General features: G+C 75.2%; 11 protein-coding genes and 1 pseudogene. 6 read left to right on the top strand and 6 right to left on the bottom strand.

Going from position 1 to position 12,081, the window contains the following annotated elements; translation table 11 throughout:
• Window positions 1-361: pseudogene (locus ACFW1I_RS35730) on the top strand (hypothetical protein); the annotation flags it as partial.
• Here the strand turns inward: ACFW1I_RS35730 and ACFW1I_RS35725 are convergent.
• Window positions 358-2,001 carry an ABC-F family ATP-binding cassette domain-containing protein gene (locus ACFW1I_RS35725; RefSeq protein ID WP_384677824.1) on the bottom strand — a complete coding sequence of 548 codons (1,644 nt, stop codon included), beginning with the start codon at window positions 1,999-2,001 and terminating at the stop codon, window positions 358-360. The pseudogene ACFW1I_RS35730 and the gene ACFW1I_RS35725 overlap by 4 nt on opposite strands.
• A 307-nt stretch (window positions 2,002-2,308) precedes the next feature.
• Between ACFW1I_RS35725 and ACFW1I_RS35720 the strand changes: the two genes are divergently transcribed.
• A complete protein-coding gene (locus tag ACFW1I_RS35720) occupies window positions 2,309-3,238 on the top strand; it encodes a class I SAM-dependent methyltransferase (protein ID WP_384677822.1) in 930 nt (309 codons plus the stop codon).
• A gap of 24 nt (window positions 3,239-3,262) precedes the next feature.
• Here the strand turns inward: ACFW1I_RS35720 and ACFW1I_RS35715 are convergent, their stop codons facing one another.
• From ACFW1I_RS35715 to ACFW1I_RS35700, 4 genes are all read right to left on the bottom strand, one after another.
• Window positions 3,263-3,730 carry an RICIN domain-containing protein gene (locus ACFW1I_RS35715; RefSeq protein WP_384677820.1) on the bottom strand — a complete coding sequence of 156 codons (468 nt, stop codon included), beginning with the start codon at window positions 3,728-3,730 and terminating at the stop codon, window positions 3,263-3,265.
• Window positions 3,731-3,750: 20 nt separating this feature from the next.
• Window positions 3,751-4,542 carry an aldo/keto reductase gene (locus ACFW1I_RS35710; RefSeq protein ID WP_384677826.1) on the bottom strand — a complete coding sequence of 264 codons (792 nt, stop codon included), beginning with the start codon at window positions 4,540-4,542 and terminating at the stop codon, window positions 3,751-3,753.
• A gap of 165 nt (window positions 4,543-4,707) precedes the next feature.
• Window positions 4,708-6,549 carry an AMP-dependent synthetase/ligase gene (locus ACFW1I_RS35705; RefSeq protein WP_384677818.1) on the bottom strand — a complete coding sequence of 614 codons (1,842 nt, stop codon included), beginning with the start codon at window positions 6,547-6,549 and terminating at the stop codon, window positions 4,708-4,710.
• A gap of 306 nt (window positions 6,550-6,855) precedes the next feature.
• Entirely contained in the window at window positions 6,856-7,728 is an 873-nt protein-coding gene (locus ACFW1I_RS35700; protein WP_384677816.1) for a LysR family transcriptional regulator, read from the bottom strand.
• Between the two features lie 117 nt (window positions 7,729-7,845).
• On the opposite strand from ACFW1I_RS35700, the gene ACFW1I_RS35695 reads away from it, so the two are divergent.
• Both ACFW1I_RS35695 and ACFW1I_RS35690 read left to right on the top strand, forming a co-directional pair.
• Window positions 7,846-8,871: a bile acid:sodium symporter family protein gene (locus ACFW1I_RS35695; protein WP_384677814.1), complete on the top strand. Its 1,026-nt coding sequence runs from the start codon at window positions 7,846-7,848 to the stop codon at window positions 8,869-8,871.
• A gap of 82 nt (window positions 8,872-8,953) precedes the next feature.
• On the top strand, window positions 8,954-9,367 hold the full coding sequence (locus tag ACFW1I_RS35690; protein WP_384677812.1) for a (2Fe-2S) ferredoxin domain-containing protein: 414 nt from the start codon (window positions 8,954-8,956) through the stop codon (window positions 9,365-9,367).
• 8 nt (window positions 9,368-9,375) lie between these two features.
• Here ACFW1I_RS35690 and fdhD read toward each other — a convergent pair whose 3' ends face one another.
• Complete coding sequence (gene fdhD / locus ACFW1I_RS35685; RefSeq protein WP_384677810.1) at window positions 9,376-10,203, bottom strand: formate dehydrogenase accessory sulfurtransferase FdhD; 828 nt, start codon at window positions 10,201-10,203, stop codon at window positions 9,376-9,378.
• 219 nt (window positions 10,204-10,422) lie between these two features.
• Here fdhD and ACFW1I_RS35680 point away from each other — a divergent pair, with 219 nt between their 5' ends.
• Window positions 10,423-11,367, top strand: coding sequence for a beta-ketoacyl-ACP synthase III (locus tag ACFW1I_RS35680; protein ID WP_384677808.1), 945 nt, complete (start codon window positions 10,423-10,425; stop codon window positions 11,365-11,367).
• 166 nt (window positions 11,368-11,533) lie between these two features.
• Entirely contained in the window at window positions 11,534-12,052 is a 519-nt protein-coding gene (locus ACFW1I_RS35675) for a hypothetical protein (RefSeq protein WP_384677806.1), read from the top strand.
• Window positions 12,053-12,081: the final 29 nt, after the last annotated feature.

Below are 12,081 nucleotides of genomic sequence, written 5' to 3'. Positions count from 1 at the left end.
AAGCAGGCCACCACCCAGCTCCCGCGCGCCCCCCAGCCCCCGCGCAGCCATATCGAGCAGGTGCGGCCCGCACCGGGCGCCCGGCGCCGCCCACGACCGCGCCGGGCGCGTCGACGCCCTCGCCGCCGCCCACGGCCTCGCCCCGGCCGGCACCACCACCTTCACCGGCCACGGCCAGGGCGCCACCCCGGAGTCCACCGCCCGCAGGCTCCGCGCCGGCTACTACGCCTCCTGGTTCCACGGCGACCCGGCCACCACGGACACCCTCGCCACCGCCCTGGCCGCCCTCCCGGACCAGCATGGCCCCCGCCCGGCCCCCGAGTACCGCCTCACGGCCTACGCGAAGCCCGGCGCCCGCTAGCCGCGCGCCGTCAGGGCGGTCACCCGGCCGCCGGCCAGTTCCAGGTGGCGGCCGGTGAAGCGGGCGCGGAACTCCCGGTCGTGCGAGACCGCGACGACCGCGCCCGGGAACACGGCGACCGCCTCCTCCAGCTCCTCCACCAGGGCGGGCGCGAGGTGGTTCGTGGGCTCGTCCAGGACCAGCAGATCGGCCGGGCGGGAGACCAGCAGGGCCAGCTCCAGCCGTCGGCGCTGTCCGGCCGAGAGCGCGGCCACCGGCACCGCCAGGTCCTCCTCCCGCAGCAGGCCCAGCGCCAGCAGCTCCCCGGCGTGCTCCTCCGGCGGCCCCGGCCGGCCGGCCGCCCAGACCGCGAGGGCCGTCCGGCGGGTGGGGGAGTGCGGCAGCTCCTGCGCGAGATGGCCGACCCGGCCCGTCCGGCGCACCACCCCGGCGTCCGGGGCGAGTTCGCCGGCCAGCAGCCGCAACAGGGTCGTCTTCCCGGCCCCGTTGGGCCCCGAGACCAGCAGCCGCTCGCCGGCCCCGATCCGCAGCGCGTCCACGGCGAGCCGGTCGCCGACGACCACGCCGGCCAGCTCGACCAGCGCCTCCTCGGACGGCTCCGCGTCCGCCCCGGCGAACCGGCCGCCGAAGCGCAGCGGCTCCGGCGGCGCCGCCACCGGCTCCCGCAGCAGCTCCTCCAGCCGGCGGCGGGCCGTCCGCACCTGCCCGGACAGCTTGTTCTCGCTGGACCGGCGGTGTTTGCCGAAGCCCTGGCGCGGGTCCTTCCCGGTCACCGCGAGCCGCTGCCCCGCCGCCGCGACCAGCTCCTTGGTGCGGGCCACCTCCTCCCGCCACTCCAGGTGCTCCTGCGCCCGGCGGCGGCGCTCGGCGGCCTTCGCGGACCGGTAGCCGGCCCAGCCGTCCCCGTACCGCAGCACGGTCCGCCGGTCCCGGTCGACCTCCAGGACCGTCGTGGCGAAGCCGGAGAGGAAGGCCCGGTCGTGGGTGACGACGAGCGCGGTGCCCCGGTGCGCGGCGAGCCGCCCCCGCAGCCAGTCGACGGCGTCGCGGTCGAGGTGGTTCGTCGGCTCGTCGAGCAGCAGGAGCTCGGCGCCGGAGGAGAGCACACAGGCGAGCGCGAGCCGCGCCTGCTCCCCGCCGGACAGGGTGGCGAGCGGCCGGTCGGGGGTGAGGTGCCCGAGTCCGAGGGCGTTCAGGGAGGCGGCGGTCTCGGCGTCGGCGCGGTAGCCGCCGCGCTCCTCGAACCGGTCGAGGAGGGCGCCGTACGCGGCGAGCCCGTCCGGCCCCGCCGTGCCGAGGCCCGCCTCGGCGGCCCTCAGTTCGGCTTCCAGGGCGCGCAGTTCGGCGAGGGCGAGATCGACGGCGTGCTGGACGGTGTCGTCCGGCCCGACGGGGTACGTCTCCGGCAGCGTCTGGGCGAGCCGGGCGACGGAGCCCGGGAAGTCGACCAGGACCTCGCCCTCGTCCGGGGCCAGACCGCCGTCGAGCAGCCGGAGCAGGGTGGACTTGCCGGAACCGTTCTCACCGACGACGACGGCCTTCTCGCCGGGGCGGACGGTGAACGAGACCTGGTCGAGGATCCGGCGGTCCCCGAAGGAGACGCCGACCTGACGGAGGGAGAGCTGGGCGCGAGCGCGCATGGGTGTGTTCCTCTGCGGGGTGCGTGGAAAAAGGGCACACGAAACCGGCCCGCGGCCGCGACGGCGACCGGGCCGGCACCCGAATCAGAGGAAGTAGTACAGCGCACCCATACGTCCGAGGCTAACAGCCGCCCCGGACGACGTCCCACGACTTTTCCCGCGCCCACGACACCCCGCCCCCCGAGCCCTGCCGGCAGGGGCGTCCGTGCCCCGCCCCCTGCGGCCGCACCGGGTCCCGGCGCCGACACGTTTGCCGTACCGGCAACTTTTCTCGCGCTTCCGGCGGGCCCCGGCGCACTCTGGTCCCATGACCCAGCATCGCGACGCCCACCACCACGGCGCGGGCCACGGCCACGCCCCGTCCACCGGCCACTCCCACGGCCACTCCCACGGCACCGAGCTCGACTGGGGCCGGCTCGCCCCGCTCCTGGAGCGCCAGGCCGAGGTCGCCGGCGGTGCCTACCGCGAGGCCGCCGCCTGGCTCTCCACCCTCGTCCCGGCGAGCGGCGTGCGCCGCCTCCTCGACATCGGCAGCGGCCCCGGCGTCATCACCACGTTCCTCGCGGAGGCGTTCCCGTACGCCGAGGCCGTCGCCGTCGACGGCACCCCGGAGCTCCTGGAGCGGGCCCGCGCCCGCGCCGAGGACCACGGGCTCGGCGGCCGGGTCTCCACCCTGCGCGCCGAACTCCCCGAGGAGACCGGCGCGCTGGGCGAGGCCGACCTGCTGTGGGCCGGCAACTCGCTGCACCACATCGGCGACCAGCGGGCCGCGCTCGCCGACTTCGCGAAGCTGCTGCGCCCCGGCGGCCTGGTCGCCCTCGTCGAGGGCGGGCTGCCGCTCCGTCACCTGCCCCGGGACATCGGCATCGGCCGCCCCGGCCTGGAGGCCCGCCTCGACGCCGAGCACGCCGACTGGTTCGCCCGGATGCGCGCCGAACTGCCCGGCGCCGTCCGCGAACCGGACGACTGGCGCGCCCTGTTCGTCTCCGCCGGCCTCACCCCGGCCGGCACCCGCACCTTCCTCGTGGACGTGCCGGCGCCGGTCCCGCCGGTCGTCCGCGAGCTGGCCGTCCGGCACTTCGAGCGGCTCCGCGAGGGCATGGGCGAGCACCTGGCCGCCGAGGACCGCGCGGTCCTCGACCGGCTCCTCGACCCGGCCGACGAGCACTCCCTGCACCGCCGGACGGACCTCTTCCACCTGACGGCCCACACGGTCCACACCGCCCGCAAGGGCTGAACCGCGCGGGCCGCCGCGCCCGCCTCAGGAGGGCACCGGTTCCAGCCGCCACCACTGGAACGGGGAGTCGGTGTCCTCCCCCTGGCGGATGTCGGCGCCCTCGGCCGCCGACCCGTCCGCCACTTCGAGCAGCAGCCCGCTGATGAAGCTCACCAGCGCGACCGTCCCGGGCGCCTGGACGTCCTGCTCGATGATCCACTCCTGGGCGCCGAAATTGTTCGCCCGCCACTGCTGGACGAGCGCGCCCGGCTCCGTGGAGGCGTTCACCACGTCGAGCCGCTTCCCGCTGGCCGCGTTGACCAGGTGGTAGAGACCGCCGCCGTTCGGCACCGCGGACACCCGCCAGTGCTGCCCCGGGGCGTCCGTCGCGGCGCCCTGCTGCACCTTGGCGCCCCCGCGCCGCGAACCGGCGTACACCTCCAGGAGCAGCCCGCTGCCCACGTTCCGCACCCGGTAGAGCCCGTCCTGGACGGGGGCGGTGCCCCCGTCCACTGTCCCCCTCACCAGGGGCCTCAGGCCACGTTGAACTCGGCCGGGTTCGGGCCGAGGCGCCGGCCCTCGTCCAGCGCGCCGATCGCGGCGACGTCCTCCGCGTCCAGCTCGAAGTCGAAGACCTCGATGTTCTCGCGGATCCGGGCCGGGGTCACCGACTTCGGGATGACCACGTTGCCCAGCTGCAGGTGCCAGCGGAGCACCACCTGGGCGGGGGTGCGCCCGTGCTTGCGGGCGATGGCGACGAGCGCCGGGACGTCGAGCAGCCCGCGGCCCTGGCCCAGCGGCGACCACGCCTCGGTCGCGATGCCGAGCTCGGCGTGCAGGGCGCGGGACTCGGCCTGCGCCAGCTGCGGATGCAGCTCGATCTGGTTCACCGCCGGCACCACCGAGGTCTCGGCCGTCAGCCGCTCCAGGTGCTCGGGCAGGAAGTTGGAGACGCCGATCGCCTTGGCGCGCCCGTCGGCGAGGATCTTCTCCAGGGCCCGGTAGGTGTCGACGTAGGCGTCCTTGGCCGGCACCGGCCAGTGGATCAGGTACAGGTCGACGTAGTCGAGGCCGAGGCGCTCCAGGGACGCGTCGAAGGCGCGCAGCGTGCTGTCGTGGCCCTGCTCGCTGTTCCACAGCTTGGTGGTGACGAAGAGCTCCTCGCGGGCGATCCCGGAGGCGGCGACGGCCTGGCCGGTGCCCCGCTCGTTGTCGTAGATCGCCGCCGTGTCGATGGAGCGGTAGCCGGCCTCCAGGGCGGTGCCCACGGCCTTCGCCGCCTCGTCGTCCGGCACCTGCCAGACGCCGAAGCCCAGCTGCGGCATCGTCACGCCGTTGTTCAGGATGACCGAGGGGACCTTGCTGTCCGTGCTCACGTGGGATGGATCCTTACGTCGTCGTGGTCGTCGGCGGGCGCCGCGCGGACACCTCGCCCCAAGGGCACAACGATCACCCGTCCTCCGGCATTCCGCGACCGCGCCACGGCCCCGTCAGCCGTACAGCGCCTCGACCTCCGCCGCGTACGCCCGCTCGATCGCCTTGCGCTTCAGCTTCAGCGACGGGGTGAGCAGGCCGTGCTCCTCGCTGAAGGGATGGGCGAGGATCCGGAAGGTGCGGATCGACTCGGCCTGCGACACCAGGGTGTTGGCGGCCACCACCCCGCGCCGGATCTCCGTCTCCAGGTCCGGGTCGCGGACCAGCTCGGCGGGGGAGAGCGGCGGTCTGCCCTGGATGGCGAGCCAGTGCTCGACCGCCTCCTGGTCGAGGGTGACCAGCGCCGCGACGTACGGGCGGTCGTTGCCGACGACGAGGCACTGGGCGATCAGCGGGTGCGCCCGGACCCGCTCCTCCAGGCCGGTCGGCGCCACGCTCTTGCCGCCGGACGTCACCAGGATCTCCTTCTTCCGCCCGGTGATCGTCAGATAGCCCTCGGCGTCGAGCGCGCCGAGGTCGCCGGTGGCCAGCCAGCCGTCGTTCAGCACGGCGGCGGTGGCCCCCGGGTCGTTGAGGTAGCCGGAGAAGACCTGGCCGCCGTGGACCCACACCTCGCCGTCCTCCGCGATGTGCACGGTGGTGCCGGGCACGGGCCGGCCGACCGTGCCGTAGCGGACCCGACCCGGCGGGTTCGCGGTCACGGCGGCCGTCGACTCCGTCAGGCCGTACCCCTCGAAGACGGTGACGCCGGCGCCCGCGAAGAACAGTCCGGTGGCCCGGTCCATCGCCGAGCCGCCCGACATCGCGTACCGGATCCGCCCGCCCAGCGCCTCGCGCACCTTCGTGTACACCGTCCGGTCGAAGAACTGGTGCTGCACCCGCAGCGCCGCCGACGGTCCCGGCCCCAGGCCGAACGCCTTGTGCTCCAGGGCCTCCGCGTACTTCACGGCGACGTCCACGGCCTTGTCGAAGACGGCCGCCCGGCCGTCCTTCTCGGCCCTGCGGCGCGCCGCGTGGAAGATCTTCTCGAAGACGTACGGCACGGCGAGGACGAAACTCGGCCGGAAGGAGACCAGGTCGGGCAGGAGCGCGGAGGCGGTCATCGACGGCTGGTGCCCCAGCTTCACCCCGCCGCGCACCGCCGCCACCTCCACCATCCGCCCGAAGACGTGGGCGAGCGGCAGGAAGAGCAGGGTGGACGCCCGGTCGCCGGGGCGGGAGCGGAAGACCGGCTCCCAGCCGGCCAGCAGGGCGTCCGTCTCGACCATGAAATGGGCGTGGGTGATCACACAGCCCTTGGGGCGGCCGGTGGTGCCCGAGGTGTAGATGACCGTCGCCACCGACTCGGGGGTCACCGCGCGCCGGTGCCGGTGCACGACCTCCTCGTCGATGCCCTCCCCGGCGGCGGTCAGCTCCGCGACCGCGCCGGGGCCCGCGTCCTCGCCGGGGTCGAGCTGCCACAGCCGCTGGAGCCGGGGCAGCCGGTCCACGACGGAGCCGATGGTCATGGCGTGGTCCTCGTGCTCCACCACGCACGCGGTGACCTCGGCGTCGTGCAGCATCCAGTGGACCTGGTCGGCGGAGGAGGTCGGGTAGACCGGTACGGGCTGGGCGCCGAGCGTCCACAGCGCGAAGTCGAAGAGCGTCCACTCGTAGCGGGTACGGGACATGACGGCGACCCGGTCGCCGAACCGGACCCCGTGCGCGACCAGCCCCTTCGCCAGCGCCAGCACCTCGTCCCGGAACCGGGCGCAGCTCACGTCCTCCCAGGTCCCGTCGGCCGCCCGGCGCCCGAAGGCGATCGCGTCGGGGGTGTCGGCGGCGCGGGCGAAGACGGCGTCCGCCAGACCGCCGCTCAGCGGAGCCGCCTCGACGGGCGGCACGGTGTACTCGCGCACGGACTTGCTCCTCCCTCGACGGCTCGGTGGCTGAAAGGGGCCGCTGTGACGGCTGCGGCGCCGTGACCGTACCCCACCCGGAGCGACGGCGGCAGGACCTTCACCAAGCCGCGACATTCCCCGTTCGCACAGGTCAGACCAGGTGAGGAGGCAAGTGACGGCCGACCGGGGCCCGTTGCGTACCGCCCGGTACGCCCCGGGCGCGCCAAGTCTCCACCGAATCTGTACCGCCCGACCACGCTCCCGGGACCGGCCGGTATCCGCCGGGCGCCCGCGCGGCCGGCCGCGTACCGCCACCGGCGGCGCTCACCCCGGGCGCCGCAGCCCGTCCCCGCCCTCCAGGATCGCCTCCGCGAGCGCGTCCGCCGCCTCCTGGGTCGCCCCGCCGCGGCGGCCCTTGCGGAGCACGAAGTCGACCGCGCCGAGGTCCGGCAGGCCGGAGCGGGCCGGCACGGGGACGAGGCCGGGCGGGACCAGGCCGCGGGTGTGGGCCATCACGCCCAGCCCCGCCCGGGCCGCCGCCACGTTGGCGCTCAGACTGGAGCTCGTGCAGGCGATCCGCCAGGCCCGGCCCTCCGCCTCCAGGGCCGCCAGCGCGCGGGCCCGGCTGATGCCGGGCGGCGGATAGACGATCAGCGGCACCGGCCGGTCCGGATCGAGCCGCAGCCCCGGCGCCCCGATCCACACCAGGACGTCGCTCCACACCGGCACCCCGCCCTCGCCGTCCGCCCCGGCGCCCCGCTTGGCCAGGATCAGATCGAGCCGGCCCGCCGCGAGCCGCGCCTGGAGGACCCCGGAGAGGCCGACGGTCAGCTCCAGGTCCACCTCCGGGTGGGCGCGCCGGAAGGACTCCAGGATCTCCGGCAGCCGGGTCGCCACGAAGTCCTCCGAGGCGCCGAACCGCAGCCGGCCGCGCAGCCGCGTCCCGGTGAAGAAGGCCGCCGCCCGCTCGTGCGCCTGGAGGATCGTGCGGGCGAAGCCGAGCATCGCCTGCCCGCCCTCGGTCAGCTCCACGCTGTGGGTGTCCCGGGTGAAGAGCGGCCGCCCGGCCGCCTCCTCGAGCCGCCGGACGTGCTGGCTGACGGTCGACTGGCGCAGCCCGAGCCGCCGGGCCGCCCGGGTGAAGCTCAGCGTCTGGGCGACGGCGAGGAAGGTGCGCAGCTGGGTGGGCTCGTACACGGCACGACGTTATCGCGGATCGTGATGACAGTCAGTGCGCTGTACGGGATTCCCGATGACCGGTCCTTCGACCAGGATGGAAGCCGCACCCGACCGCCCCGAGACCCGCGTGGAGCCATGAACCGACGCCCCCTCCTGCCCGCCCGGCTGCCGGTCGACGGCTATGTCCTCGCCCTGCTCGGCACCGTCGGCCTCGCCGCCCTGCTGCCCGCCTCCGGCGCGGCCGCCGACGTCGCCGAGGCCGCCACCACCGGCGCGGTCGCGCTCCTCTTCTTCCTCTACGGCGCCCGGCTCTCCACCCGGGAGGCGCTCGACGGACTGCGCCACTGGCGGCTCCACCTCACCGTCCTCGGCTGCACCTTCCTCGTCTTCCCGCTGCTCGGCCTGGCCGCCCGGGGACTGGTCCCGGCCGTCCTGACCCCGCAGCTGTACACCGGCTTCCTCTTCCTCTGCCTGGTCCCGTCGACCATCCAGTCGTCGATCGCCTTCACCTCGATCGCCCGGGGCAACGTGCCGGCCGCGATCTGCGCCGGCTCCTTCTCCTCGCTCGCCGGCATCGTGCTGACCCCGCTGCTCGCCGCCGCCCTGCTCGGCGGGGACACCGGCGGCCTCTCCGCCGACGCCGTCGTCAGGATCGTCCTCCAGCTCCTGGTGCCGTTCCTCCTCGGGCAGGCGCTGCGCCGCCGGGTCGGAGGCTTCCTGGCCCGCCGGAAGAAGGTGCTCGGACACGTCGACCGGGGCTCGATCCTCCTCGTCGTCTACACCGCCTTCAGCCAGGGCGTGGTCGCCGGCATCTGGCACCTGGTGACCCCCGGCAGGCTCGCCCTGCTGCTCGCCGCCGAGGCCGTCCTGCTCGCCCTGATGCTGGCCCTGACCTGGTACGGAGCCGGGAAGCTCGGTTTCGGACGGGCCGACCGGATCGCCATCCAGTTCGCCGGGTCCAAGAAGAGCCTGGCCGCCGGTCTGCCCATGGCGAGCGTCCTCTTCGGCCCGCACGCCTCGCTCGCGGTGCTGCCGCTGATGCTCTTCCACCAGATGCAGCTCATGGTCTGCGCGGTCCTCGCCAGGCGCCGGGCCCGCGACCCGGAGGAGACCGGCGCCGCCGCCACGGGCGCACCCGCGCCGACCGCCACCCCCCGGTGATCGCCCGCGCCGACCGCCCTCACGGGCGCACCCGCGCCGACCGCCTCTCCCCGGTGATCACCAGGGCCGATACGGTGCTCCCATGCCCTCACTCGATCCCGGCCGCACCCGCGCGAACCGCGTCCCGATACGGTACGGGTCCCGTCCCTGCTCCCTCGTCGTCTGCCGCGGCTGCTGCTGCGGCGACCCCCGCAAGAACCCCGGCACCGACCACGCCGCCCAGCTCGACCGGCTCCGCGCCGCCGCCGCGGCCTCCGGCGGCAGGCTCGCCGTCCGCACCAGCGACTGCCTCGGCCCCTGCGCCCAGGCCAACATCGTCGTCGTCCAGCCCTCCACCGAGGGCCGCCGCCGCGGCGGCCGGGCCGCCTGGATCGGCTTCACCCTCGACGACGACTGCCTCGACGACATCCTCGCCTGGACCGAGGCCGGCGGCCCCGGCCTCGCCCCGCCCCCGGCGACCCTGGCCCTCCAGATGATCGACCCGCCGAAGAACTGACCGGCGGCCTACAGCTCGATCCGGTGCTCGCCCGCGTACACGTTCATGTCTGGCCCGCGCAGGAAGCCGACCAGCGTCAGCCCCGTCTCCGCCGCCAGGTCGACCGCCAGCGAGGACGGCGCGGACACCGCGGCGAGCACCGGGATCCCCGCCATCACCGCCTTCTGCGCCAGCTCGAACGAGGCCCGCCCGGAGACCAGCAGCACCGCCCGGTGCAGCGGCAGCAGGTCCTCCCGCAGCGCCCGCCCGACCAGCTTGTCCACCGCGTTGTGCCGGCCCACGTCCTCCCGTACGTCGAGCAGCTCGCCGTCCTCCGAGAAGAGTGCCGCCGCGTGCAGCCCGCCCGTCGTGTCGAAGACCTTCTGCGCCGCCCGCAGCCGGCCCGGCAGCTCCGAGAGGAGCGCCGGGGAGACCCGTACCGGGGGAGTGTCGGCGATCGGGAACCGCGCCGTCGTCCGCACCGCGTCCAGGCTCGCCTTGCCGCACAGCCCGCACGACGAGGTCGTGTACACGTTCCGTTCCAGCGTGATGTCGGGGACCACGACCTCCGGCGCCGACTTCACGTCCACCACGTTGTAGGTGTTCGTGCCGTCCTCCTTCGCCCCCGCGCAGTAGACGATGGACCGGACGTCGGCGGCCGAGGCGAGCACCCCCTCGCTGACCAGGAAGCCCGCCGCCAGCGCGAAGTCGTCGCCCGGCGTCCGCATGGTGATGGCGATCGGCCGCCCGTTCAGCCGGATCTCCAGCGGCTCCTCCGCCACCAGCGTGTCCGGCCGCGCGCTCACCGCGCCGCCGCGGATCCGCGTGACTCGCCGTCGCTCGGTGACCCGTCCCATCCCCGCCGCCTTCGATTCCGTCGGTGTTCCTGCCCCTGACCGTCACATTCTCCGCCACCGCGGGAACCCCCGCCCGACCCGGTGCGCCACCTGACCCCTTGTCACGGTCGGCCAAGCGACTCGGGGGAATCTTGGTGGTTTACGTCACCTGTTACCCATCAGTCGCTGGCAAGACTGGGTGGTTCCTGCCGCTGAACGAACCATCGAGGGGGTCCCGGGATGACGGGCACTCGCATCGCCGCGCTCGGGCACTACCAGCCCGCCAAGGTACTGACCAACCACGACCTGGCCGAGCTGGTCGACACCAGCGACGAATGGATCCTCAGCCGGGTCGGCATCCGCACGCGGCACGTCGCCGGCCCCGAGGAGCCGGTCGACGAGCTCGCCGCGCACGCCGCGGGCAAGGCGCTCGCCGCCGCGGGGCTCACCGCCGGCGACATCGACTACGTCGTCGTCGCCACCTCCACCGCGATCGACCGCTCGCCCAACACCGCCGCCCGGGTCGCCGCCCGCCTCGGCATGGGCGCGCCCGCCACCCTCGACCTCAACGTGGTCTGCGCCGGCTTCACCCACGCGCTCGCCACCGCCGACCACGCGATCCGGGCCGGGGCCGCCCGCCGCGCCCTCGTCATCGGCGCCGACAAGATGACCGAGATCACCGACTGGACCGACCGCACCACCTGCGTCCTCACCGGCGACGGCGCCGGCGCCGTGATCGTCGAGGCCACCGAGACCGACACCGGCGCCATCGGCCCGGTCCTGTGGGGCTCGGTCCCCGAGATGGGCCACGCCGTCCGCATCGAGGGCACCCCGCCGCGCTTCGCCCAGGAGGGCCAGAGCGTCTACCGCTGGGCCACCACGAAGCTCCCCGCCCTCGCACGCGAGGCGTGCGCCCGCTCCGGCATCGCCCCCGAGGACCTGGCCGGCGTCGTCCTGCACCAGGCCAACCTGCGGATCATCGAGCCGCTCGCCGCGAAGATCGGCGCCGTCAACGCGGTCGTCGCCCGGGACGTCGTCGACTCCGGCAACACCTCCGCCGCCTCCGTGCCGCTCGCCCTCGCCAAGCTGGTCGAGCGCGGCGAGCTCCCCTCCGGCGCCCCCGTCCTCCTCTTCGGCTTCGGCGGCAACCTCTCCTACGCCGGCCAGGTCGTCCGCGTCCCCTGAACGCCCCGCCGCGTGCCCCGTACGGCGCAGCGCGGGGAGGGCCCGGTGGCGGCGCCCCCGCGCCGCACCTAGCTTCGATCGCGGTGGGGGTGCCCGCGCCGACGGCGCCGGACCCGGACGCGGAGCCGCTCCGCGCCCCTGCCCCCGCCGCGACCCGGAGGACCGCATGCGCGCGATACGTACCGCTTCCGCCGCCCTGCTGATCACCGCGGCCGTTGCGGTGTCCGCCCCCACGGCCTCGGCCGGCGACGGAACGACCCCGGACGTCACCTCCTTCGGCTTCTCCGTCACCCCGCGCACCGTCGCCCCCGGCGACACGGTCACCCTGACCACGGAGGGCTGCGAGGTCCCGTCCGTGACCGTCACCTCCGGGATCTTCGACACGGTCACGCTCACCGAGGGCCGCCCCGGCAGCGCCACCGTCGACGTCGACGCGAAGGCCGGCGCCGAGTACGAGATCGCCTTCGACTGCAAGGGCGAGCGCGGCACCACCACCCTGACCATCGCCCACGGCACCACCCCGCCGACGCCGGTCACCCCGGTCACCCCGCACAAGGGCGTGAAGGCGGGCTTCGGCGGCACCACCGGCTCCGACGCCCTGGGCGCCGCCGAACTGGCCGCCGGCGCCGTCCTCATCGCCGCCGCGGCCGGTTCCGCGCTCGTCCTCGCCCGCCGCCGCCCCTGAGACGGCCCCTCCGTCCCGGTGTGACGAGG

Source organism: Streptomyces sp. NPDC058955 (assembly GCF_042741435.1).
Lineage (GTDB): Bacteria > Actinomycetota > Actinomycetes > Streptomycetales > Streptomycetaceae > Streptomyces.
This window is presented reverse-complemented; position numbering and strand designations above follow the sequence as displayed.

What these genes read in the sequence shown, in the direction of transcription:
- ACFW1I_RS35690 (WP_384677812.1), top strand. Translation starts at nt 8,954, where the DNA reads ATGCCCTCACTCGATCCCGGCCGCACCCGCGCGAACCGCGTCCCGATA.
- ACFW1I_RS35675 (WP_384677806.1), top strand. Translation starts at nt 11,534, where the DNA reads ATGCGCGCGATACGTACCGCTTCCGCCGCCCTGCTGATCACCGCGGCC.
- ACFW1I_RS35695 (WP_384677814.1), top strand. Translation starts at nt 7,846, where the DNA reads ATGAACCGACGCCCCCTCCTGCCCGCCCGGCTGCCGGTCGACGGCTAT.
- ACFW1I_RS35710 (WP_384677826.1), bottom strand. Translation starts at nt 4,542, where the DNA reads ATGCCGCAGCTGGGCTTCGGCGTCTGGCAGGTGCCGGACGACGAGGCG.
- ACFW1I_RS35720 (WP_384677822.1), top strand. Translation starts at nt 2,309, where the DNA reads ATGACCCAGCATCGCGACGCCCACCACCACGGCGCGGGCCACGGCCAC.
- ACFW1I_RS35725 (WP_384677824.1), bottom strand. Translation starts at nt 2,001, where the DNA reads ATGCGCGCTCGCGCCCAGCTCTCCCTCCGTCAGGTCGGCGTCTCCTTC.
- ACFW1I_RS35680 (WP_384677808.1), top strand. Translation starts at nt 10,423, where the DNA reads ATGACGGGCACTCGCATCGCCGCGCTCGGGCACTACCAGCCCGCCAAG.
- fdhD (WP_384677810.1), bottom strand. Translation starts at nt 10,203, where the DNA reads ATGGGACGGGTCACCGAGCGACGGCGAGTCACGCGGATCCGCGGCGGC.